Source organism: Candidatus Accumulibacter contiguus (assembly GCF_036625285.1).
GTDB classification, from domain to species: Bacteria; Pseudomonadota; Gammaproteobacteria; order Burkholderiales; family Rhodocyclaceae; genus Accumulibacter; species Accumulibacter contiguus.
Genome location: NZ_JAZKUC010000001.1, coordinates 1211429 through 1235685 on the forward strand (window position 1 = coordinate 1211429; position 24257 = coordinate 1235685).

General features: G+C 60.9%; 19 protein-coding genes and 1 tRNA gene. 12 read left to right on the plus strand and 8 right to left on the minus strand.

Features of this window, described 5'->3' with window-relative positions:
- Positions 1-5 precede the first annotated feature (5 nt).
- Genes V5B59_RS05920 through V5B59_RS05935 form a run of 4 tightly spaced genes read left to right on the plus strand, consistent with a single transcriptional unit; the run spans position 6 to position 5171 of the window.
- On the plus strand, positions 6-1610 hold the full coding sequence (locus tag V5B59_RS05920) for a transporter substrate-binding domain-containing protein (protein ID WP_332351688.1): 1605 nt from the start codon (positions 6-8) through the stop codon (positions 1608-1610).
- Positions 1597-2238 carry an ABC transporter permease subunit gene (locus tag V5B59_RS05925; protein ID WP_169070126.1) on the plus strand — a complete coding sequence of 214 codons (642 nt, stop codon included), beginning with the start codon at positions 1597-1599 and terminating at the stop codon, positions 2236-2238. The genes V5B59_RS05920 and V5B59_RS05925 overlap by 14 nt, the downstream gene beginning before the upstream one ends.
- A gap of 25 nt (positions 2239-2263) precedes the next feature.
- Positions 2264-3178 carry an amino acid ABC transporter substrate-binding protein gene (locus V5B59_RS05930; protein ID WP_169070125.1) on the plus strand — a complete coding sequence of 305 codons (915 nt, stop codon included), beginning with the start codon at positions 2264-2266 and terminating at the stop codon, positions 3176-3178.
- A gap of 10 nt (positions 3179-3188) precedes the next feature.
- Entirely contained in the window at positions 3189-5171 is a 1983-nt protein-coding gene (locus tag V5B59_RS05935; RefSeq protein WP_169070124.1) for a PP2C family protein-serine/threonine phosphatase, read from the plus strand.
- A gap of 73 nt (positions 5172-5244) precedes the next feature.
- Here the strand turns inward: V5B59_RS05935 and V5B59_RS05940 are convergent, their stop codons facing one another.
- Together V5B59_RS05940 and V5B59_RS05945 are read right to left on the minus strand one after the other, a co-directional pair.
- The gene (locus tag V5B59_RS05940; RefSeq protein WP_169070123.1) at positions 5245-5757 is read right to left on the minus strand and encodes a prolyl-tRNA synthetase associated domain-containing protein; all 513 of its coding nucleotides are present in this window, start codon (positions 5755-5757) and stop codon (positions 5245-5247) included.
- Positions 5758-5966: 209 nt separating this feature from the next.
- Entirely contained in the window at positions 5967-7502 is a 1536-nt protein-coding gene (locus tag V5B59_RS05945) for a DUF6399 domain-containing protein (protein ID WP_332351228.1), read from the minus strand.
- Positions 7503-7721: 219 nt separating this feature from the next.
- Between V5B59_RS05945 and V5B59_RS05950 the strand changes: the two genes are divergently transcribed.
- From V5B59_RS05950 to V5B59_RS05970, 5 genes are read left to right on the plus strand one after another with little or no spacing between them, the layout of a single operon-like run.
- Positions 7722-9551: an AGE family epimerase/isomerase gene (locus tag V5B59_RS05950; protein ID WP_332351689.1), complete on the plus strand. Its 1830-nt coding sequence runs from the start codon at positions 7722-7724 to the stop codon at positions 9549-9551.
- A 33-nt stretch (positions 9552-9584) separates the two neighbouring features.
- The gene (locus V5B59_RS05955) at positions 9585-9929 is read left to right on the plus strand and encodes an STAS domain-containing protein (protein WP_034918766.1); all 345 of its coding nucleotides are present in this window, start codon (positions 9585-9587) and stop codon (positions 9927-9929) included.
- 1 nt (position 9930) lies between these two features.
- A complete protein-coding gene (glgX, locus tag V5B59_RS05960; protein WP_332351690.1) occupies positions 9931-12057 on the plus strand; it encodes a glycogen debranching protein GlgX in 2127 nt (708 codons plus the stop codon).
- A 30-nt stretch (positions 12058-12087) separates the two neighbouring features.
- Entirely contained in the window at positions 12088-12405 is a 318-nt protein-coding gene (locus V5B59_RS05965; protein ID WP_034918779.1) for an STAS domain-containing protein, read from the plus strand.
- A gap of 19 nt (positions 12406-12424) precedes the next feature.
- Entirely contained in the window at positions 12425-12796 is a 372-nt protein-coding gene (locus V5B59_RS05970; RefSeq protein ID WP_332351691.1) for an ATP-binding protein, read from the plus strand.
- 25 nt (positions 12797-12821) lie between these two features.
- Here V5B59_RS05970 and V5B59_RS05975 read toward each other — a convergent pair whose 3' ends face one another.
- A complete protein-coding gene (locus V5B59_RS05975) occupies positions 12822-14438 on the minus strand; it encodes an IS1634 family transposase (protein ID WP_332351692.1) in 1617 nt (538 codons plus the stop codon).
- 387 nt (positions 14439-14825) lie between these two features.
- Here V5B59_RS05975 and V5B59_RS05980 point away from each other — a divergent pair, with 387 nt between their 5' ends.
- Together V5B59_RS05980 and V5B59_RS05985 are read left to right on the plus strand one after the other, a co-directional pair.
- Positions 14826-15395 carry a hypothetical protein gene (locus tag V5B59_RS05980; protein WP_332351693.1) on the plus strand — a complete coding sequence of 190 codons (570 nt, stop codon included), beginning with the start codon at positions 14826-14828 and terminating at the stop codon, positions 15393-15395.
- A 131-nt stretch (positions 15396-15526) separates the two neighbouring features.
- Positions 15527-16705: a hypothetical protein gene (locus tag V5B59_RS05985; protein ID WP_332351694.1), complete on the plus strand. Its 1179-nt coding sequence runs from the start codon at positions 15527-15529 to the stop codon at positions 16703-16705.
- Between the two features lie 66 nt (positions 16706-16771).
- On the opposite strand, the gene V5B59_RS05990 is transcribed toward V5B59_RS05985, so the two are convergent.
- Positions 16772-16847: transfer RNA gene (locus V5B59_RS05990), tRNA-Gly, on the minus strand.
- A 176-nt stretch (positions 16848-17023) separates the two neighbouring features.
- On the opposite strand from V5B59_RS05990, the gene V5B59_RS05995 reads away from it, so the two are divergent.
- Positions 17024-17527: a hypothetical protein gene (locus V5B59_RS05995; protein ID WP_332351695.1), complete on the plus strand. Its 504-nt coding sequence runs from the start codon at positions 17024-17026 to the stop codon at positions 17525-17527.
- A 33-nt stretch (positions 17528-17560) separates the two neighbouring features.
- Here the strand turns inward: V5B59_RS05995 and V5B59_RS06000 are convergent, their stop codons facing one another.
- From V5B59_RS06000 to V5B59_RS06015, 4 genes are all read right to left on the minus strand, one after another.
- On the minus strand, positions 17561-18586 hold the full coding sequence (locus V5B59_RS06000) for a YncE family protein (RefSeq protein WP_332351696.1): 1026 nt from the start codon (positions 18584-18586) through the stop codon (positions 17561-17563).
- A gap of 429 nt (positions 18587-19015) precedes the next feature.
- A complete protein-coding gene (locus tag V5B59_RS06005; protein WP_034915989.1) occupies positions 19016-19501 on the minus strand; it encodes a methyltransferase family protein in 486 nt (161 codons plus the stop codon).
- 18 nt (positions 19502-19519) lie between these two features.
- Entirely contained in the window at positions 19520-21469 is a 1950-nt protein-coding gene (locus V5B59_RS06010) for a hypothetical protein (RefSeq protein WP_034915992.1), read from the minus strand.
- A complete protein-coding gene (locus V5B59_RS06015; protein ID WP_332351697.1) occupies positions 21456-24194 on the minus strand; it encodes a hypothetical protein in 2739 nt (912 codons plus the stop codon). Before V5B59_RS06015 ends, V5B59_RS06010 begins: the two co-directional genes overlap by 14 nt.
- Positions 24195-24257 lie beyond the last annotated feature (63 nt).

The following is a 24257-nucleotide window of genomic DNA, read 5'->3' on the forward strand; positions in this document are numbered from 1 at the left end:
AGGCGATGGACAGCCGCTCGGGATTTCGTGCCGTCTGCTTGCTGGTGCTGATCGCCATCCTGGTTGGCCGGGAAGCGCAGGCCGACCGGCTCGATCTGATCCAGAAGCGCGGGACCTTGATCGTCGGTGTCAAATCCGATTATCCACCGTTCGGTATGCGGGACACCCACGGCCGCCTGGTCGGCTTCGAGCCCGATCTTGCTGCTGAACTTGCCCGCCGCCTGGGCGTCAGCTTGCAACTGCTGGCCGTCACTTCGACCAACCGCCTGCAGCGGCTCGAGGAAGGCGCTGTTGACGTGGTCATCGCCACACTGGGCGACAGCCCGCAGCGCAGACAGATTGCCACCCTGGTCGAACCCGGTTATTACGCCAGCGGCGCAACGGTGGTCGCGCCGCCCACCCCCCGGCTGTCGAGCTGGATGGACCTGCGTGGCAAAAAAGTATGTGCCACCCAGGGCGCTTACTTCAATCGACCGATGGCCCAACGCTTCCTTCTCGATCTGCAGATCTTCAACGGCACGCGCGACGCCCGCCTGGCGCTGCGAGATGGACGCTGCGTCGCCTGGCTGTACGATGATACCAGCATCGCCGGTCTGCTGGCCGACCCGGAATCGGCGAACTACCAGACGCCGTTGCCTTCGATGATGATCTCGCCATGGGCCATCGCCCTGTCCGCCAAAGAGCAAGGATCCCGACTCGAGCAGATGATCTCCGGAATGGTCGCCGACTGGCACCGTAGCGGCTGGCTGATCGAAATGGAAAAGCGCTGGGGAATCAAGCCGAGCCATTATCTGCTGGAGATGCGCGACCTCTGGAGCAGGCGCAATCCCGACGGAGGCCTCCTCTGTACACGGCTCGACAATGGCCAGTGGCCAGCAGCGTGCCGTCACAAGTTGCTCCTGAGATCTGATGAGGTTGGCGGCATCGAGCATCTGGGCCTGCTGCTCAAGGAACAGACGGGGCTCAACGTGACCATCATCCACGATGCCTACGATCGCACATTATTCCTGCAAGGCCTCTGGATCACGCTGCAACTGATGGCCGCGTGCATATCCGGCAGCCTGATCGTGGGCTGCCTCGGTGCTTTGGCGGCAGAGTCTGGCCTCCCTGGCATGCGCGCTGGTGTGCGGCTGTCGGCTGCTCTTGGCCGAATGACACCGCCGCTGTTGCTGATCTACCTGGTTTTTTTCGGCGTCGGCCACATCATCGTCAGTCGTTTCGGCTGGACTTTCGACGGCGCTTCGATCGTCATCGTCTGTCTTTCGACCTATACCGGCTGCGCCATCGTGTCCGCCCTGCTCGAAGCAGTCTCCGTACTCAGGGAGCAGAAACCAGGCTTCCGGCTCGGCTGGCGGGAGCTGCCGCAGGCGCTACGCCTGGCCTACGCAGCGGTAGTCGCTTCGCTGGTGAACGTCGTGAAAGCGACCGGTATGGCGAGCGTCATCGCCGTACCGGAACTGGTTTCGGCCGCCACCGCCATCGTTGCCGAACAAGGCAATCCCGAGGTGATGATGAATGTGCTGATGATCACCTACTTCCTGTTGGTGACCACTGTCGTCCAGATCTTCAACTATCTGGAACAGAGGATTCCGAATCTTGGCCAGCACTGAAATCGCTGCCCTGTTGCTGACATGGACACCGTTTTTGGCCGGCGGCTTCGCCTGGAACATCGTGGTCTCGCTGGTGGCGATGGTCATCGGTACGATCTTCGGTGCGGCCCTGGCATGGCTGCGCCTATCCGGGCGCACGCCGCTGGCGCACGCGAGCCTCGTCGTCACCGAACTGACACGCAACATCCCCACTTTTGTCTTCCTCTTCTACCTGGCATTCCTGATTCCGACCGAGTTCGAATTGACCGGGCAGATCTACGCCTTTCCAGTCTGGCTCAAGGCATCGCTGGCGCTCTCCGTGGCAGTCATCGGGTTCGTCTCGGACAACCTGTTCGTTGCCCTGCAGCACAGGAAGCGTCGGAATCATGCGGCGGCATTGCTGTTCATTCCGAGCTGGACCACTTACCTGCTGATCATCGTCATGGCATCGAGCACTGCTTCGGTGATCGGCGTCGGAGAAATCGTTTCACGCTGCAATATCGTCATCGCCGCGGTCGGCGATGAAACGATGCTTTGGGTTTATACTTACGCCATCTGCTACTTCCTGGTCTTTTGCTTTCCACTCAACTGGGCAATGGGTTGCGCAAGAAAACGCTTGCTGGCCCGTGTCGGCGTGCCAGCGCCGTAAGCGGTCGGCGACTTAGGGGAAACCATTGATACAGACCATCGCAATCCTTCGCCACTGCCTGCCGGGCATGACTGTAGCCGCGCTGCTGGCGTTCGCTCTGCAGGGATCGGCATGCGCCGAGTCGGCTCTCGACCGCATCAGGAACACCGGCATCCTCAACGCGGGAACCCGTGCAGATGCCATGCCGTTCGCTTACCGGTTGCAGCAGGCGGGAGAAAAGGAAGAAAGGCTGGCCGGTTTCTCGGTTGACCTGATCGAACAGATTCGCAAGAAGCTCTCGGAAAAATTCGGTCGCGAAATCGAGACCCGGCTGCAGATCACCAAGGCCAGCGACCGCCTGGCATTGGTCGCCAGCCACGCCATCGACATCGAGTGCGGCATCACTACGCCCACCTGGGAGCGCCAGAAATTGGTCGATTTCTCGATTCCGTTCTTCGGCAACGGCACCCGTGTCATGGTCCTGCGCAAAACCGCCAAGGGCTTCGACGATCTGCGCGGCAAACGTATCGGCGTCGCCGCCGGCACGACGACCGCAGCCATTCTCAAACAGCACGTGCCGGATGCGATTGTGGTCGAAGTACCCGACATGGCTACCGGCTTCAGGATGTTCGCCACGGGAGAACTCGACGGATTGTCCAACGTCGGCATCGTGCTCCGTGCTCTGGTCGAGAAGAGTCCGCTCAAGAGCAAGGTCACCTTGCTGCCGCGCACCGAGGCGCTGTCCTACGAATCGATGGCCTGCAGCCTGCCTCTCGACGACTCGAAATGGCGCGCCTTCGTGAATGAGGTACTGGCCGACCTCCTGGACGGCATCGACCAGTACCGGGGGGGTTATTTCGAGATCTACGACAAATGGTTCGGACCACGCGGGATCGTCTATTTCCCGCTTGACTATACCATCGCCCAGAAGCTGTCCGCCTCGATCATCTGGCTGAAGTAGGGTCGTCACGATGACGCTGCGCCGCCGGCTATTCCTCTTTGTCAGCACCCTCATCGCCATTGGCCTGCCGAGCGTCGGCGTGGTGTTCGCCTATGTCTCCTGGCTCTCCGTTCTGGAACGAACCGAACGCGACGGCATCCTGATCGCCCAGACCCTCGCCCAGTCCGTCACTTTCATCCAGCAAGTGCCAACGGCCCTGGAGCAGATCATTGACAAGAACGTGCTCACCCAGGCGGATATCGTTGCACAGCTGACCCACCTGGCACAGCAGAAGAAGACCTCTGCGCTGGAGATCAATCGGGCTCTGCGAACCATCGCCGTCCGCAACGGGATTCCGGAGGTATGGGTGACCGATGCCAGCGGTAAGCCGCTCTTCTGGTCGCTCGACGACCTCGACGCGTCCATTGCCCTTGACTCGGGGCTGACTCTGCAACCGGAATTCAAGCCGCTACTGCAAGGGCAGCAATACAGCCTATCCACCGACCTGAAGTACCGCACGATTGACCACCGCGAATTGTACTACGGCGCAGTGACGATGCCGGATCGGAGCGGCGGCATGACTCTGATCGCCCATCGGCCAAACCTTGCCAACAGCATCATCCAGAACGTCGGCCTGAAGAGGATGGTAGACAGCGTTCTCTCGGGGGCACTGATCGACGCCATCTGGATATTCAATGAAAATCTCGAAGCATTGGCCGTCAGTTCGGTCACAGGCATCGACGGGACTGCCGCGCTGGGCGATGGACAGCGTGCCTTCATCGAGACGGTGCTCAATACCAGCACACCCGCTTCCTATTTCGAAAACAAGGCGTTGTTCCGGCACGCGCTCTTGTACGTTGCCGCGCCAACCTTTGGCGCGGATGGCTTGCCAAACGGGGCAGCGCTGATGCGCCTGCCGGTCAACATGGAAGCGGAGCTGTATTTGCTCCTGACCATCGGTGGCGGGGTGACCGTGGTCATGCTGTTGCTGGGAATGGCTCTGGCCCTGCCTTTTCTCAACCGCATCGTCCGACCGCTGGCGCGCCTGACCGTACAGACCCATCGCCTGGTTGCGCACCACTTCGACCCGGATCAGGAGATGCATGCGGAGCTGCTCAAGGTGTCGGAGAACCGCAAGGATGAAGTCGGATACCTGGGGAACGCCCTGTACTCGATGGTCACTACGCTCAAAACTCATATCGCGGACCTCAAGGCAACGACTGCCGCCAAGGAGCGGATCGAAGGCGAGATGTCTGCGGCCCGCGCCATCCAGATGGGCATGCTGCCGCGCAGTTTCGGGTTACCGGCGCCTGGCGCCCGCTTCGACCTGCACGCTGTGCTCGAACCGGCCAAAGCGGTAGGTGGCGATCTGTTCGATTTCTTTCCGCTCGACGAGCATCGGCTATTCTTTCTGATCGGTGACGTGTCCGACAAGGGGGTGGCCGCCGCGCTGTTCATGGCAGTGACCAAGACGCTGTTCGCTGTCGAGGCGAAGCGCGACTCCGCATCGGTCGGCAGCATCATGGAACGGGTCAACCACAGCCTCTGCGAGAGCAATCCCGAAGGCATGTTCGTCACTGTCTTCGCCGGCATTCTCGACCTGCGAACCGGGGAAATCAGCTGTAGCGACGGCGGCCACGAGCTGCCTTTCCTGCTGCGGCGCGACGGCGGCGCGGCAATCATCGAAAAGAAGAAGGGGGGGCTGGTTCTGGGCTTCGTTGCCGAATCCGTTTACCGCAATGACCTCATCCAGTTGCAGCCTGGCGAAGGACTGGTGATCTACACCGACGGCGTCACCGAAGCGATGAACGGCGAGCACGAGCTGTTCAACGCGACACGTCTGGGCGACAGCCTGGCCGCGATCCCGCCTGCCTGTTCTGCACGCACGATCATCGACAGCGTGATGTTCGCAGTCCGCGCTTTCGTCGGTACGCATCCGCAAAGCGATGACATTACCCTGCTGGCGCTACGCTGGCATGGCCCTTCCGGCACCGGGCTTCCCTCTGCTGAGTAGGGCGCCGCGCGCCAGCGATGCCGCAGGCGAGCGGGCCGGATGCGCGAACGGAAAGTACGCCAGACCACTCTGGCTAGGTGCTCGCCACCACCTGAGGCAGAGCGATGATGCGTGGCGGGTGTCGGATCTGCTCGAGAAATCTCAGCAGATCGTGCGTGGCGATCGCGGTGGTGCGGTCATTTCGGAGCGGGTGGCAGTTGAGGACATCGCTGTCCAGCAGCTGCTGCTCAAGGACCACGCAGACGCGACCATGCACGTCGTTGATCGCGGCGAAAGGCGAGACGGCCCCCGGAACGACGCCGAGGATTTGCCCCAATTCCTCCTCGCTGGCAAACGAGAAGCGCGGCGCCTGCAACAGGCACGCCGCGACCCGTAGATCGACACGGGTCTGTTCCAGCGCCACCAATAACCAGTACCCGGCCTTCTTGTCCCTCAGGAACAGGCTCTTGGCGTGCCCTCCCGCAAGGTTTCCGCGCAGGCGTTTGCTATCTTCAAGCGTGCGCAGTGGCGGATGCTCGACGGTCGTGGTGACGATGTCCAACTCGGCAAGCATGGTCATCAGATGTTGGCTATCGGCAAGGGTCATTGCGAGTCCTCGGCATACCGCTTCTCGTCGTCATGGGGCCGCTCACCCACCTGCCCGGATCGAACCAGATCATGATTTATGAAAACAATTCCGCGCGGCAAAAAATCGGCAAGTAACAGTTGACCGCCTCTGAAGATTGCAGCTAACCTAGCACCATGATTCGGAGGAAACAACAACCAACAACCAACACCCAATATCGGGCTTCCCACTTAAGCCGGGACAATCTCTAACTTCAATGGGTTATGCACAACCCGGTGGCGGGACTTCCTCGGTAAGGGAAGTTCCCCCATCTGGTTGAGCAGCCAATCGAAAAGATCAGGGAAAGAGGTGCTAAACAGACGTTCGGCTGCGATAGTGCCGTCACTACGTCTCACCCCATAGTTGTGGATAACCGTTAGCGCAGCCAGGCGGCATTTCGTCAGACCTCGCCCGTTATGATACAACTGGGACAAGCGGCCATTGCGCCCTTCGACGGCGGAGGAGCTGCGATGGAACTGTCGCACCATCCATTCCCCCCATTCTAGCCAGCGCTGCAACTCACTCTCGGAGAATCCCGAATGGAACGGGTCTGCTTTCCAGGCCTCTAATGCTCGCTGCCAAGCCTCCTGATACCGTTTCCGGTGAACCCTGTTTTGCGTTTTCCGCATTTGGTAGTGCCAATAGAGTACGGGCAACAGCTTGCTCGTCAGCCATTGCCGAGTCGCTTCATCCAGAGACCAGCCCAGCAGGATTTCTTCTACCCAAAGCCACCAAAAGCTGACGTGACTCGATAAGGCGCCGATCTGGGCACGGAACTTCTTCAGGGCGGAACGGGTATCCTGGATCCCTTGTTGCGCCGCCAGAGTTTCCAGGGCCTGTGCTCGCGTTTCCAGTCCTGCCACTACGCTCTCCGCCGTCGTGCGAGTATTCTCCTCCAGGGAGAAGGGATGGATTTCCTCGGCGATTCCCAGCAACTGCTTCTGGTACTCTTGCTGCGCCTGTTCCACTTGCGCGCGGGCTTCCCAGGCACAGGCCTGTTGTGCCGCCAAAGCCGCCTTTTCCTCGGTACTGGCTCCGCGCGACGGCTGATCAAGGGCCTTCTGGGCCAGTTCGCAGCACTGATCCGCCTTGGCTTTTCGACGTCCCAAGGCCGGTGACAACCAGCGACTGAGGCCATATTGCTCGTGGAACGTATCCGCGCCCGAGGTACACTCAAAGCCTGTGACCGCTAATTTGATCAGGGCCTTCGCCCGGTCACTGATGGCGTGGTTGACTTCGATACCCAGTGCTTCCAGGCGCGGGGTCACCTGGGCAAACCAGGTATCGAAACCCCGGTCCTTCTGAATCGACTCCAGCAATAGGTAGCCCGAGGACAAATCCATCAGCACCAAGATCAGAATCTCCCCAAAGAACGTCTCATCCGCGGCCACCACCGCTTGGCGTGTCCGCGTCGGTACCGAGGCTTCACACTGTTGCTGAAACAGGGGCAACAGCGCTTCCATCCGGCTGAGTTGGGTCTGCAAGGCGCTGGGAGACACCCCCACATGGGTATGAAGGCGGATCAATTGGAAGAAATCCGACAAGGCACCCGCCCCCACATGATGTTGCAGCCCGAACGTGTACAGCACAGCAAATACCAGCAATCTCAGCCATGCCTCCCCCTCTTCGGTTTCCCAAAACCCCGATTCAGGATGTCGGTTCCTACGGGCTTGCGCTTGCAGGTGGCGATGAACACTGCTTTTCGGGCGATGAATTAATTCCCCCACTGCACGCAGGCTTCGTTTTCCCTGGTCTGTAAGTGCGGCAAAAATGACGCGGCTGGTTGTCCGTATGGCTTGAGTCGTAGAGTTTTTTTGTCATAAAACTGATGATACAGGAGATGCGGCAACCAGTTCCCATCTCCTCAGCTCCCTTCATCCTCAGACTCTATCGGTAGCATGACTGTCCCGCTTTAAGTGGGAAGCCCAATATCGCGAGGAGCAGTCATGAAGACGCAAGCCTATTCTTATTCAGATACCATTACCGGTTACGTCACGCAGGTTGATCGCGCAGCACGCAGCTTTGCTCTCAAGACCAATAGTGGCCAGGACTTCCGGGTGTACCTCACGCCGACCACTTACGCCCGCATTGCAGAGAACCTTGAGGACAACTACCAGGATTGCACCTCGCGCATCCGCGAAATGCTGCAACCGGGCCAACAGGTCTTCGCTTACTGCATCTTCTATCCACAAGCGGGAGAGTTGCGTGCCGAAGTCAAATCGATGGTCTTCCCAGGCGAGGGACCCGGGATTTATCGCCACGAGGAACCCGACTGGTGGGTCAAACAGATCCGCTCCATCGCCAACAGCTACCTGCGCTGGCAGTTCAACTACCCCAGCCAGTCGATCGACTATCGCAATTATCGCACGATCCTGCACCTGGCCGGCGGCAAGAAAGGCGACTACCTGCAGGAAACCGACACCATTTCCCGGATGGTTTACGGCATGGCCTCGGCCTACATGCTGACGGGCGAGGAAAGCTTCCTCGAAGCCGCCGAAAAAGGGACAGAGTACCTGCGTGCCCACATGCGCTTCATGGATGCGGACGAGGATCTGATCTACTGGTACCACGGAGTCCAGGTTTCCGGAGACCGCGAGCACAAGCTGCTGACCTCGGAGTTCGGCGACGACTACGACTCGCTGCCGATGTACGAGCAGATCTACGCCCTCGCCGGACCGACGCAGACCTATCGCCTCACCGGCGACCCGCGCATTCTCTACGACATCGAGAAGACGATCGAGCTGTTCGACAAGTACTACAAGGACAACGATCAGGGCGGATATTTCTCGCACATCGATCCGATCGGCCTGGATCCGCGATCGTCACTGCTCGACAAGGGCAACAACCGCGCCCGCAAGAACTGGAACTCGGTCGGCGATCACGCCCCGGCCTACCTGATCAACCTCTGGCTGGCGACGGGTGAGGACAAGTACGCCGATTTCCTGGCTGACACCGCCGACACCATCGTCAAGCACTTCCCCGACTACGAGCATTCGCCATTTGTCCAGGAGCGCTTCCATGAAGACTGGAGCCACGACAGCACCTGGAACTGGCAGCAGGACCGCGCGGTAGTCGGCCACAATCTCAAGATCGCCTGGAACCTGATGCGGATCCACAGCATTCGTCCGAGTGCCGATTACGTCGAACTGGCCGAGAAGATCGCCCAGCTGATGCCCGCGGTCGGTTCCGACCAGATCCGCGGTGGCTGGTATGACGTGGTCGAGCGCGCGCTGGCGCCGGGCGAGGAGATGCACCGCTTTGTCTGGCATGATCGCAAGGCCTGGTGGCAGCAGGAGCAGGCGATCCTCGCCTACCTGATTCTGCAGGGCTGCCTGAACAAGGCGGACTACCAGAAACACGGCCGCGAAGCAGCAGCCTTTTACAACGCCTTCTTCCTGGATCACGACGATGGCGGCGTCTATTTCAACGTCCTGGCCAACGGGCTGCCTTATCTGCTGGGCAACGAAAGGCTCAAGGGCAGCCACTCGATGAGTGCCTATCACTCCACCGAGTTGTGCTTCCTGTCGGCGACCTATATCAACCTGCTGATCAACAAGCAGCCGATGTGTTTGTACTTCAAGCCGCGGCCCGATGGTTTTCCGGATCGGATCCTGCGGGTGTCTCCGGACATCCTGCCCAAAGGCAGCGTCCGCCTGACCGCGGTCGAGATCGACGGCAGGCCTTACTCCGCCTTTGATGCTGAAGCCCTGTCGATCCAATTACCCGATTCCCGTCAGGATGTGCGGGTCAAGGTTACCCTGACGCCGGTCAAGTAACTCCATACCAATCGCAGCCAAGGATTCAAGCATATGTCGATCGAGGTTGAAGCTTTCCCCCGCGACGGGATGACGGTCGTAGCCGTAACCGGCGAGATTGACGGCAGTTCCGCGCCCAGTTTGCAAAGCAAGATCCTGCCCCTGTTGCAGGAGAGCGGTTCGCTGATCCTGGATCTGAACCGCGTCACCTATATGTCCAGCGCCGGTCTGCGCATGCTGCTCCTGCTCTACCGCCAGGCGGCGGCGCACAATGGCCGAGTCGCTCTGGCCGGTCTGGCGGAATCGATCAGGGACACCATGGAGATTACCGGTTTTCTCAAGTTCTTTACTGTCGCGAACAGCGTCGATGAGGCGCTGACGGCCCTCAAGCAGGTGTGATATGGATAGCCGCATCGATTTCTACCCGACTCACCGGCACGAGGGCTACCAGTTCCGCCCAGGGCGTGTATTTCCATTCGGCAGCACCCTGGTACCGGGCGGCGTCAACTTCGCCATCAGCTCTGGCCACGCCACCTCCTGTACACTGGTTCTCTTCGAAAAGGGCGCGCCAGAGCCACTGGTGGAAATTCCGTTCCCGGACTCCTTCCGCATCGGCAACGCCTGGTGCATGGTGGTCTTCGATCTTGACTACGAGCGCATCGAGTATGGCTATCGCATGGATGGCCCCTGGGATCCGGTGGCCGGACATCGCTTCGATCGGAGCAAAATCCTTCTCGACCCGTACGCCAAGGCGATCGGCGGCCGGACAGTCTGGGGCAAATCGCCCGACTGGAACGACCGCTACCCGCACCGAGCCCGACTGATCTTCGAGGATTTCGATTGGGAGGACGACCGCCCCCTGGAAACGCCGCTCGCTGACCTGGTGATCTACGAACTGCACACGCGCAGCTTCACTGCCCATCCCTCGGCCGGCGTCAAGCACCCCGGCACCTATGCGGGGATCATGGCCAAGATCCCCTATCTGAAAGAGCTGGGGGTGAACTGCGTCGAGCTGATGCCGGTTTTCGAGTTCGACGAGTTCGAAAACAGCCGCCCCAATCCGCTCACCGGCGAGACGATGTACAACTACTGGGGCTACAGCACGGTCGGTTTCTTCGCTCCCAAGGCCGGCTTCGCAGCCTCCGGCCCCTTCGGCATGGAGGTCGATGAGTTCAAGAACCTGGTCAAGGAGTTTCACCGCAACGGCATCGAAGTCATTCTCGACGTGGTTTTCAACCATACTGCCGAGGGCAACGAGCAGGGTCCGACGCTTTCCTTCCGGGGAATCGACAACCAGACCTACTACATGCTGACTCCCGAAGGCTACTACTACAACTTCAGCGGCTGCGGCAACACGCTCAACTGCAACAGCCCGGTGGTCCGCAACATGGTTCTCGACTGCCTGCGCTACTGGGCAGCGGAATATCACATCGACGGTTTCCGCTTCGATCTGGCCTCGATCCTGGGACGTGCCCCCAGCGGCGCCCCCTTACCCAACCCGCCCTTGCTCGAGAGCCTGGCCTTCGACCCCATCCTGGCCAAATGCAAGCTGATCGCCGAAGCCTGGGATGCTGGCGGCCTGTATCAGGTCGGATCGTTCCCGGCGTATGGACGATGGGCCGAGTGGAACGGCAAGTACCGCGACGACATCCGTCGCTTCCTGAAGGGAGACGAGGGCATGGTCCCGGTGATGGCCGAGCGCATCCAGGGCTCGCCGGACCTCTACGGCTGGAACCAACGCGGTCCGACGGCATCGATCAACTTCATCACCTGCCACGACGGCTTCACCCTCTACGATCTGTTTGCCTACAACGACAAGCACAACGAGGCTAACGGCGAACAGAACCGCGACGGCGGCAACGACAACCATAGCTGGAACTGTGGCATCGAGGGCGAAACCAACGATCCTGGAGTCAATGAGCTGCGCCAGCGAATGATCAAGAACGCCTTGGCGATTCTGCTGATGAGCCACGGCGTACCGATGATCCTGATGGGTGATGAAGTGGGCCGAACCCAGCGTGGCAACAACAATACCTACTGCCATGACAATGAATTGAACTGGCTCGACTGGACGCTGTGCGAACGTAACGGCAATCTGTTCAATTTCGCTCGCCGGATGATTGCCTTGCGCAAGGCACACCCGCTCTTGCGCGCCCGCGAGTTCTTCGGGAGCAGCCCCACTCAGGCCGACATCATCTGGCATGGCACACAAGCCTGGCGAGCCGACTGGTCGCCAGGTGCACGGACCCTGGCCTTCATGCTCCGCGAGCGGCAGGCCGGACAAGGGGGAAATGTCAGTCCGGTGCTGTACATGGCCATCAACTGTTATTGGGATGCCCTCCCCTTCGAATTACCGGAATTGCCCGTCAACTATCACTGGTACCTGTTCGCCAATACCGGCTTGCCAGCCCCCGATGACATCCGGGAGCCCGGCCAGGAAGCGGAACTGGAAGAGAACCTGCCCAGTTTCCTGGTCGGTGGGCGGGCAGTGGTAATACTGATCGGGCGCCCTCGACCGCAGACCTGACAACTTGATCATTCTTTGGAGACAGCCAACATGACATTCAGTACAACAGTGGAAACAAGGGGCCGCGAGGCATGGATCACGCTCGATGGCGAGCTCGACGCGGCGGTCGCCGGGGAATTCCGCGAGGCAATCGAGCGGCTGGCCCAGGAAAAACCCGAGAAGCTCGTGCTCTTCGTCAGCAAGTTGCAATTCATGGCCAGTGCCGGCTTGCGTGTGCTGGTGTTTGCCAAGCAACGGATGGGGAGCGAGGTCAGCATACACGTCGTCGGCGCCACCGGCCCCGTCCTCAACACCTTGCAGATGAGCGGCTTCGACCAGTCTGTTTACCTTCAGGAAAGCTACCCCTGAACCCGGCACGTGCCCAGTCATGGCAAGGCACAGCATTCCGGCCAACCTGGCGGCGCTCTCGTCGATTCGTCATCTGGTCACACAGGCCTGCCTCGAGGCAGAGCTCGACGAGTCAGCGACCTATCGTCTGACCCTGGCCGTCGATGAGATCGCTACCAACATCATCACCCACGGCTACCAGGAACAAGGTCGGACGGGTGACATCGTGATTTCGATCGAAGCAACGGAGCAGACGCTGACCGTGATTCTCGAGGACACGGGGATCGCTTACGATCCCCGCACGCGAGGCATGCCCACTGCGGAAGACCTAGACAAACCGTTATCGGACGGATCTTCCCCCAGCCAGCAAGCGCAGTTATGCTGTAACTATCGGTTTTTGTTAAAAAAATAGCCGATGCCGCAAAAGCGGCGCCTGCCTACGCGGCGAGCTTGTCGGCTTTGGCCTTGAGCGGGAAGGACAGACCGATGGCGCTGAGGATTTTGGCCTGTTGATCGTCCGGGCGTGGCAGATGCGTGTGACGCTGACCGTTGCGGTCGGTGGTGTAGAGATAGGTCAATCGTCCGAGGGCCACCAGGGCGTCGTCCGGGGTGATGGCGGCGGGGTCGTCTTCGGTGCTGCCGAAGGTCTGCCGCAGAGCCGCTTCAAACCGCCGCGTGATTTTTAAGGCCAGCATCGCCACGAAGACATGCGCCTTGGTCCGCTCGGCCTTGCGCAGGAAGATCGGGCGAATTTCCAGAAAGGTGGTTTTCACGGTGCGGAAGTTGCGCTCGACTTTTTGCAGATCGCGATAACGCGCATCGACCGTCTTCGCGTCCATCAAGGTGAGCGGCACATTGGTTTCCAGCAGATAGCAGCCGTCGAGCAGAGCGTCTTGCTCTTTGGCCTCCTCGTCGATGGTACAGACAATGACGCGTTCTTTCAGCGTCAGGGTGACAAACGCGCTGAGCTTGTGGCTCTTGGTCCAGCGCTGCAAGGCGGCCAGGCCTGCTGCCGCGCTGGCGCGCTTGGAGTCCTTGACGAAGGCATTACGTTCGGCGACCTTCGCTTGCAACTGCGCCAGCTTGTCCTCCCGCCGACGCTCCTCGCGCACCCGCACAGTCTCGTTGCGGCGCACGATCAGGCGTTTATCGTTGTGCTCCACCTCGCACAGATGCGCATCGAAGAGATCCGTCTGCAGCACCCCCTCCTTGAGGAAGGTGCGTATCTGCGCGTCCGTCAACGCCGTGATATAACGGAAGCCCTGTACCGACAGCGCGGCTTTCCCCTTGGCCTTGATCATTCCCCGATCGCCGACCATCACCACCTCGGCAATGCCGAATTGTTCCTTCAGGATCGTGATCTGGCTGGCCACCGTCGTCGGGTCCGCGGTATTCCCTTCGAAGACCCGCACGGCCAGAGGCTCCCCGTCCTCCGCGGTCAACAAACCGATGACGATTTGCGGCTTGCCGCGCTTGCCGTCGCGGTTGTAACCATATTGCCCCAGCTCGTTGCATTCCCCTTCAAAGTAGCTCGAAGTGACGTCGTAAAGCACCAGCACGGGCGGTTGGCCCTGCGCCTTGACATAGGCCTGGTAAAGCTCCCGCTCGATGCGTTCCTGCTGGCTCGCCAGCCAGTCCAGCGCGGCATAGAGGTCGTCCTCATCGAACGCCTCCACCGCCAACACATCGGCCACCGTGTGCTGTTTCGCCCAGCGTACCGCCGACAACCGCGAGCCACCATGCGCGATACGCGCGAGAATCAGGAACAGGTTGAGCTTGCTTTCCGCAGCGCTGCCCAGCACCCGCGTGAGGCCCACCTGGTCGGCCAACTGCTTGAGGGCAAACAGCACCCCAAAAATCTCGCCGCTGGTCATCTCTCCCGACCAGTCGTCGAATTCGCCCTTCACCAGACGTTCCATGGCGACGATTCGTTCCGGTGCCCAGTTCGTCAGATTGGCGATGGTTCGTGTGCAGACTTTGCCTCCCTCGCGATAGGACTCGCGAAGCAGGATGGCCGGCCTGGACTTTCGGTTGGGGACGCGGGCGATGTACATGCCGACAATAATAGCCAATAGCACATTGTTTGTAAATAGCTATTATTATATTTACATGCCTACATTTTTGCCGATTTTCTGGTTTCTTGCCATGAATCAACGACTTACCTCAAGGGCTCCGGGAAGGTCCGTCGGAACGTGACATCGGTGGCCTGGGAATTTACCTCGCGCTGCAAGGCGTCGATCGCTTCGACTATCAGCGCTGCGAGCAGGTCAACCGCAACATTCTTGAAGTCGAACGGTCCTGCTGATCCCTGCATGGTCGGGCAGAAACGACCTGCTCACCGGCGAAACAGAGCCTCTGCTGTAATTCTGTCGAGATGGCCCCGATTGCAATGAAAAATGGCCAACTCTGCGTTTTAGTTCTGAAATTTCAAGGAGATAATCGTGGCAAGAAAAAAGGAAAGCTATTATCAAAATTTATCTGCGGACTATTCTCGCCCCAATCTGGTCCCACCGGCATTGCAGGCAGAACTGGTCGAGTTTGCCGAGAGAATCGTCGCGATGAAAGAAGAGGAATTACCTGCGATTGATTCGAATTATACCCTGGCACAGATCGAAAAAGAAAACATGGAGTGGTGGCCTACTCATTGCGAAGCATTGAGACAGGGCCGCGGTGACATCTTGACCGGTGAATATCGAGATGATCTTGTCTATTTTTGTCAGGATGGACCCTATCGGGGAGTCGAGCAACAGAAGGAACGCGAGAAGCATTGGTGGGCATTAATCGCCCAGCCGGGAGTCACCATGTGCTGGCCGATCGTGATGTTCTACGGGGAGCATACCTACTTTGAATGGAAGTGTGTGGATGACATCACCAATGAAACCCTTGCCAAAGGCAACGTCACCTGGGTTCGTCGTGGTCACCGGGGAGGCTGTTATCTCAAGACCGAGCAATTGACGTTCTATCGGGATGTGTTTGCTGAAGATAGCTTGCTGAAGTTGATTCAGACATAGGAAATCATGCAGCGGAGTCGGTTCATTATTGATTTGTCGCGTATCTTTTTTCGGTCCAGCACTCGAACTCGCCAGCTTCTGCTCGCGCAGTTCGGAGAACTCTCACACCAAGCAAATGAGGAGAAATAAAAATGCCTGTAATCAGTCTTGATATCATTGGCGTCAGAAACGGGATCGCCTTTTATCCAACAGCGACAGAGGTTGCCACTCTTCAGGACAAGATCACCAGTGCTGAATTAGGGGTGCTGTCGTCCAATTTCCCGAATCAGTTAGGCTTCGTTAGCCATGTGGATCCAAAAACGGGTCTCAATCAGTATGATATAGCGAAGCAAGCGGTACGCGATGCTTTTCCTGGGTATATCGTTGTTGCCGCAGATCAGTCGGCTTATCCGACTACCGCGTATACCGCAAACCTGAACAATGGGATCACTGTATTGGCAGACATTCGCATTGTCGAACTGGCCTTGAACGAGACCATTCAGGATGCAATGCTCAGAAGCCTGACCACAACAATTCAATCCTCCCTGAGCACGAATTACCCGGATCTCAAGATCAATGTCGCTTCGACCATGATCACGGGCAATGTGGATATCTCCCTCCCTGGCGTATTGAATGTTACCGGGGGAGCCGTGGATGGTGTAATCAGCGCGATGGAACGAACTTCGGCGGATGGTACGCAGAATGCCAGTTTTCATCAGTTCCTGTGGGACCGTATCCTAGCCGCAACCGATGCCAGGAATATGGATTTACATTTGCTCAATCAACTGGACAATATTGACGGTCTCCGCGGCGGTGCAGGCAACGACATCATCGAAGGAGGCAATGTAGGTGACTTCCTGCTATCCGGCGGTGCAGGCAATGATTTCATATTCGGCGGAGGTTATCCTGACACAGGTACCAATGTAATGGACGGCGGCACCGGCAATGACATTCTGGTTGCCGGCGGCCATAAAACCAGCCAGTTCGCTCAATATCTGGCCAGCAATCCATTCACGCCGAGTATGCCAATAAATGACTTCACTTCCATTGCACAAAGTGTCGCCGACAACTCTGCCGGCAGATCATATAATGTTTTTGCATTCCATAACAATAGCGGAAACGACAGGATTTTCAACTTTCATGCTTCAACCGACAAAATCCAGATCGACGCCGGAATCAATGGCTCCAATATTACCAACCTGAGCAGTCTCATCCAGCACATCACTCTTTCAGGAGACAACCTGAGCATCGACCTGGGCAATCAGAATTCCGTCACCCTGGTCGGTGTCGATATTGCAGGATTGAGTGCAAGCAATGTTGTTTTTGTTTAACGGTCGTTCGGCGCCGTCAAAATCAAAGAAAGGGAAGGTGCGCGATGCACCTTCCCTTTCAAAATCTGGAGCGGGAAAAGAGTCTCGAACTCTCGACCTATACCTTGGCAAGGTATCGCTCTACCAACTGAGCTATTCCCGCGAGTGAATTGTTGCAAAGCACGTCTTCCGGACTGAGCCGTCCTGTTCCAGAAGCAGCAGCAATTATCCGTAGGCTGGCGGGCGCTGTCAAGCACAAGTCAATCCGCAAGCGCTCGGGAGCGAACCCCGAGAAGGCGCCGGCATGGCATGTAGCGGCCGCGGGAGGTAGAATTCGCCATGACATCGAACACAAGCAACGAGTCCTGCGAGTCCGGCCCATCGACCACCGTGAATGAGCCGCGACTTTGGTGCCACAAGGGCTGGAGCGCCCGCATCATCAAGAACGAAGACGATGACGGCTGGGCTGTCGAGATGCGCAAGGACGGCGAACCCGAACCCGCTCTGGTCGGCCCGTGGACGATGGGGCGCGACAAGAGGAACCCTAAGCCGCTTGACGCCGCGGCATTCAACACCCTGGTCAAGACTGCCTCGGAAGTCCTGCGCCGCCATGAACAACAACGGCACGCGCTGTACCACAAGCAGCTCGCGGTCGACACGCCGTCCGGACGGATCAGCGTCACGCTCGACATCATCGCCGATGAAGACGATCCGCATGCCCTGCTCAGAGCCTGCGATGCTTACGGCGAGCCACTCGCCGAGTTGCGCGTAACGGCCGGATTCCGACTCAGCATGGCCAGCGCCAGCGCGTGGATCGACGACGACTTCCGCAAGCCCCGCTGATCGACCCTGGCCTGTTCGGCGGGTCTCGCCCGTTCAGTTCGCCGCGTACACCAGGAACTCGGGGTTGTCCTGCAGGCCGCTGATGAAGGTTTGTGGTGGACCAAAATCCGCCCCACAGCAATAGATCGCCTTGTCGTCGCGCGACGCGACGTAAAAGTTGCCTGCCGCGTCGAAACACATTCCCGAAATCGTCCTGACGCCGCGGACCACCGTCTTCAGTTCGCCACTGCCGAAGTGATATTGCAGGATCGTGTCGGTACCGCTGCTACCGATATACAGATAGTCACCATGTGCGAGCAGGTGCACGGGTGCCCGCAGGAACTGGGCGTCGGCGATCTGCCCCTGCAGTTGCCCCCGGGTTTTGCCGCCGGCGAGATCGTAGATCTTCACCGCGTCGCCCGGTTCATCGGCGACGTACAGTGAGTTGCCGTATACCAGAACATCGCGTACCGAGTGCGCGACCTTGGTCCGCTTCGGATTCTTTCTTGACGGATCGGGCGCGACGACCACCGCCAGCCCTGCCGGCTGCCGGCAATTCGATGGCGGACGCGCCGGCGAAGCCGGCAATTTTCCCCTCGACGAGGCAACGAAGGTACCCTTGAGGAAGCGCTTCCCCTTTTGTGCCCGCAAGCTTGCCGCAACCGCCAGCGCCAGACTGCGTTTCCCGGCTCTTGGCGGTTTCAGCGCGGTGACCACGTTGCTGTCCTGACTCGACAGATAGCCATGGTCACTGCCGTCGAAAGCCAGCGCAAAGGGATGCACGATGCCATCGGAGACACGGGCATCGGCATAGATGCCCTGGTAGGCGTGGCAATGGTCGGCGTCTTGGATACCGCTGTAGCGGAGCACCTGGCTGGCGTCCTTGTAGCCATTGATCACGAACAGATTGCCCGACGGACCGAAGACCAGATCACGCAGTTCACTCAGTACCGGAGAGCCTGGCGGGGTCTGCAGGGCGGCAGTGGTGATGCACACCGGCTGACCGTCGATCAGATCATAAACATGCACGTTGTTGATCGCCGTACCGACACTACCGCCGTGAAATGTGATGTAGAACATCAGGCCCCTACCTTTCTGTCACAGGCTCAAGCAATGAACGGAGGTGAGAATGACGTCTGCCGCTGACTGGCCGCCGGCGGCCTGGTGTTGGATCGCCGCCTGGCGCGGGTCGCCCGCCGGCCTCGAGAATGTAGCACGCTTTCCGTCTAACGGTCATGACTTTTCCAGGCACCCTGCAGGGAACAAGCAATCTGTCCGGGTTACTATGAAAGTCGCGAGCGACTCTCGAATCTCCCCTCCCCCTCGCGGGGGAGGGGTTGGGGGAGAGGGGAAACGGTCATGACTTTCATCATCGGGGGTGTCTTGCAAAGTCATGACCGTTTGTAGCAAATTTGAGCGGCTCATCAAGACGATCGAGCCGACGCAACGCGAAATCCGGCCGCGAGCCGGGCGCAAGCGCTGGCCGGGCAGCCGCATCGGTAGCTTGCGCTAGTAGACGTAAGGAAGCAGCTTGCGCACGCGTTGCCGATACTCGCGGTATTCGGGGAATTTCTGCTCGAGCCAGATTTCTTCTCGGCGCGACTTGATGTCGAGGAAGATGAGCAGCAGCGAGGCGTAGCCAAGAGTGAGCCAGCCATTGACCCACAGCGCCCAGCCGAAAGCGGCAATGAGCACTCCGCTGTAGATTGGGTGGCGGACGAAGCGGTAGATGCCGGCGACGACCAGCACGGCGTCTTTCCTCGGCTGCGGCAATGCCGTCAGGTTTTTCCCGAGATGCAGGCAGGCGAGCAGCGAGATGGCGATGCCGAGCGCCAGCAGGACGCCGCCGAAAAACCTGCCGAGCCAGGTGTAGGGTGCCGTCCAACCCCCGCCGGGCCAGGTGCTCGGCCCGAGCACCAGGAGTGCGAAGAGCATCATCTGTGCGACGACGTACCACTCGCCGCGGCTGCCAAAGCGCGCTTCGTGCGGCTGCATGCGATTACTGCCGGGGGTTCATGCTGGCGGGCTGGCGGTGGCGCCGGAACCCGTCGCGAGCGAGCGCGCCGATCTGCCGCCGGGGCCGCTTTCTTTCTTCTTCCGCCGCCGGTAGCACCCGACGAAGACACCGATCAGCAGGCAAAGGAGCAGAAAGACGAGCAGCCAGAAGAGCAGCCAGGGAAATTTGTCCGCTCCCACCTTCCGGATCACGTCGTTGACCAGGTCCGCTTCGACAGCGCCGAGCGCGCATTTCGGGCCGCTGCGCGGATTGCCGTAGAGATCGCGGCCGTCGACGAGATCGTGCGCGGCGCAGACCGCCATCGCGCCCGCATCGCGCGCGGCGCTGAACATCGTCGGCGCGAAGCGCGCGTCGAGCGACGGGTCGGCGACCGGGATCGTCGCGCCGCAGCCGCCATCCGGGTGTTGCAGGTTGGCGCCTGTGGCCTTCAGGCTGGCCACCGCGTTCGCGCAGTTGCCCTTGTTGCCCGCGAGGATGGCGTTCGCGATGCTTGCCCCTTGCGTGCCGCCCGGCGCGATGTGCAAGCCCTCGCTCTGGTTGCCGATCAGCGTGCTGTTCGCCAACTCGACGTTCTGCGCAAAGAGCGCTGCGCCGCCGGCGGTAGACGCGTTGCGCGCAAACAATGCGTTGCCGAAGCGCAGAATTCCCGTGCCGGCATCGACCGCGTGCTGCGCGGCGGAGTTGTCGAGCACGAAGACGCGCATCAGCTCGACCCGCGTCGGCTGCGTGCCGGGCGCGGGCAGTTCGTTGGCGACGTTTGCCGGCACGGCCTCGGTCGGCGACGCGCTGGCGCTCGCCACGGCGATCGCGCCGCCCGACTCGCCGGCCTTGTTGCGGCTCATCTGCACGGCATCGCCCGACACGTCGCCGAGCAGGAGCAGCGCGCCGCCGTCCTTCGTCGCCTGGTTGTCGCGCAGCTTGACATGCCCGAACAGCAGGCGCAAGCGGGGATTGAGCGGATTGCTGCCGGCCGGCGCGAGGTAGGCGACCGCGCCGCCGGAAACCGCGCGGTTGGCGTCGAAATCCGACGACTGGAGCGTCAGCGCCGATCGCGAGGCGAGCAGCGCACCGCCGAGCATGCCGCGGTTGCCCTTGAACGTGCTGCGCGAAATCGTCGCGCTGGCGAGCGCCACTTCGAGCGCCCCGGCGGCGCTACGTGCCAGTTCGAGATAGATGCGGTCGGCGTACAGCCGGCCGCGCCCGCCGGCGACGAAAGGCAGCGCGTCGCCGTTGTCGGTGAAGGTCGATTGGTCGACGACGAGGTCGCCGGCGGCCCAGAATGCTGGCCGCTTGTTGCGCTCGAAGGTGCTCTGGCGAACACGCGCCGAGATCTTGCGGCCGCTGGCAACGGGATCGCTGCGCCAGAGCGCGTGGAACGGCCGCGAGAGATTGTCGCGGAAGGTAACCTGCTCGAGATCAAGCTCGCCGGCCATGACGACGCCGAAGTCGGAGTTGTTGGCGTCGCCATTGCCGGTGAAGGTGCTCGCGCGCGCGACGAGCTTGCGCACGGCGAATGGCAGACGAGTGTCGGTGACGGTCACGTTGCTCAGCTCGACGGCGAAGACGTCGTGGCTGTCGTAGACGATGCCGGTGAACACGTTCGGGTCGGCCGGGTTCGACGGCGGATTCTTCAGTGTCATGTTACGCAGCGTCAGCGGTGCCGGCCCGGCCGGCACGAACATGACGCCGCTGCCCGGGCCGCTGAGCGTCACGCCGCCGCCGTCAATCGTCGTCGCCGAGGGCAGCGCGCGCTCCGCGCCAAGCCGGATTTCGTTGGGCCCGCCGGCACAGGCAATGCGGATGTCGCCGCCTGCTGCGAGCGCGGTCACGAGGTTGACGCCGCCGCCTGCGGTGTCGCTACCGCAGGCAGTGACGACGGTTTCCGCACGCGCGCCGAGCGCCACGGCGAACAGCAGGACGACGGTCAGGATCTCACGGCAGCACACGTTTCGGATTCTCCTTGTCGCTGAAATCGATGTGCATCGTCTCACCGGTACGTGGATTGCGGATGCGGTAGCTCGCCGGGCCGGTGCGATTGATCACCTCGCCCTGCGCGCGTGGCCAGGCGGGTACGGCGCCGTGCGCCTGCGCGACGCCGCCCGCTTTGCTGACCCACGAGCCATGCGCATCGAACTTGATGACGCCGTTGCTGCGGGAAGCGTAGGTGAGCGTACCCTGGCCGGACTTGCTGGTCATCTCATCGAAGTTCGCCGTATTGGCGGCGAGCACCTGGTCGTGCAGGTCCTTGCGGGTTGGCGCCTGCTCGCGCGGCACGACTTCGATGAAGCCCCACTTCGCGCCCGTACCGCAGCCGTTGCCACCCTTGCACGCTTGCTCGTAGACGACGACGAAAACGTCGTCCGTAGCGTCGCCATTGTCCCACCAGGTGCAGTTGGCGGAATCGATGATTGAAAACTGCCGGCCCACGGGAAGCGCCGCGGACTCGCTGCCGGCCATGCACGCGCGCAGGAAGTCCGGGATCTTCATGTTGATGCCGCAGGCGAACGATCCGTGGACGCAGAAGTTGTCGTTGAACGACATCGGCTCGTCCTCCTCGTCGCGTGCCCAGGTCACGATCTTGCCCTCGAAGCGGATGAAGTCGGCGAACTGGGCCTGCCGGCGCGGCTGCTCAAGCCGCGCCGGCGGCAGGCCGACGCAGGAGCCCGCGGCCTCGCAGGCTGGCAGGCGCTTGCCCGAGCTGACCATCAGGGTGGTCGGCACGCCGGCGCCGCGGTCGCTCCACTTGATGAAGGCCGAGGGGTAGATGGTGCCGGTCGGCGTGCGGAAGCCCTGCGCGTAGCCGCTCTCCGTGCCGCCGGCGGTGAGCAGCCAGGAGCGGCCGCTGCTGTAACGCTCCCAGCCCGCGTGGTGCAACGTCTGCGTCCACGGCGTTTTAACCAGCGCCAGGTCAAGCACCAGACGGTGCGGCGTGTAGTTCGACGTCGCCTCCCAGATCATCTCCGCGAGACCGGGCTCGCTGGCGCGGCCGTCAGGGCCGTGGAAGGTCTGGCCGGCCCAAAGCTGCATCGCGGCGATCTGGTGGTCGGCGATGCCGGCGAGGTCGAACAGCGAGGCGACCGCAGCGCGCTTGCTGTGGTCCTTTTCCAGTTTGCCGAGGGTGTAGTCGGTATTGGCGTGCGCAAGGCGGCGGAACGGCACGATGCGCCGGCCCTGGTTGCTGCCCAGCGCCATCTTGGCGGAGGTGAGGTCGCCGACGGCGGCAACGCCGGTGACAAGGTGTGCATCGTTGCCGGCACACGGCGGCACGCCGGCCTGGCAGGCGAAATCGTGCACGTTGAGCAGTGCCGTGAAGCTCAAACGGCCGTAGGGCTTGGCGTTGAACTCCGCGAAGTCCTCGTCGGCGACGCGCTGCAGCCGCTCCATGAACCAGGCGTGGATTTCCCGGTTGTACGCCTGATAATCCCCGACTGCGTCGGTGTCGCCGATCGCCGCAGATTCCTCGATCAGCATCTCGTTCTTCAGATACTTCGACGAATTCTGCATGAACAGGTGGTTCTCCGTCTCTTCGACGCCACCGAACAGCGCGCCCAGCGCAATCTGTGGGACCTCTGCGGCGACCGCGAGCGCGGTCAGCACGGTGATGATGATCGCCGCGAGGATCGGGCCGACGATCGCGGCGAGCAGCGCGGCAAGCAGCGCGAGAGCGATGCCGGCGAGGATCAGCGCCAGGAACAGCAGCAGCAAGGCGAGGAAATCGAGGAAGTCGTCGCCGGTATCCGAGCCTTCGGCGTCGCCGTCCACGTCCCGACCGAGGTCCGGGTCGTAGAAGCGGTTGTCGTCGAGGCGGTCGCGCGCGCTGCCGTACTGGTTGTCCGGATTGCCGCAATGCCAGAGCGGATGCACTTCCTGCGCCTTGCCACCGCTCAGCGTGAGCAGGCGCTTCTGCAACTTGTCCATCGCGTCGGCGCTTTCCGGGGTCAGCGGATGCAAGGCGGCCGCCTTGCGCAGCAGAAAGGTGAGGCGCGTGAGCAGCGTAACCGCCATGTCCCAGTCCGCCTTCGGCGGCGAGCCGAACAGGTGACACGGCAAGCCGCTCGAACCGGGATTCCCTTCGCGCACGAAGCGCCGGTCGAGGATCACCGAGTTGATCTGCCTTTCGAGGCAGGCGGGGCTGATCGAATAGCTCACCCGGTATTCGACGGCTTTCCCGGCCGGGTCAGCGCGCGTGACGATGCGTGGCTCGACCTGTGGGACCACCTCGTCGCAGGCGCCGCCGAAGACCTGCGTCGCAAAGCCATTGAGCAGGCGTTTGAGGGTGTCCGCGACTTGGCCCGGGCGCGCCGGGTCCGGCGGCAACAGCTTGTTGAGGTCCTGGTCGAGCGCGTCGATCGCCGCTTGGAGTGACGGCCATTCGGGCAGTAGGTTCTCCCACTCCCTGACCTCGAAGACCTGCGTCGTCTCGCAGTGCCGGTGATGCGGGTCGATCAGCCCGGCGATCACCGCCGCCTTGGCGATCATGATCTCGTGCGGGCGCTCGGAGAGCGTCAGCTTCTGGCGGATGAAGGTCCATTCGACACCGCAGGCGAGTTCGCGGATGACGCGCTTCTGGCGATCCGGCAGTGTCGCCTGCGCCGCCGGGCCGTCAACGGGAACTGGACCCAGATCGCGCGAGCGTGCCTGCGCCAACGGCATGCACACCAGAAAGAGCAAGAGGACGGTCAAGATCCTCGGCATTTCCTTCTCCCCGCAAGACGGTCACCGCCGACTTGCGGA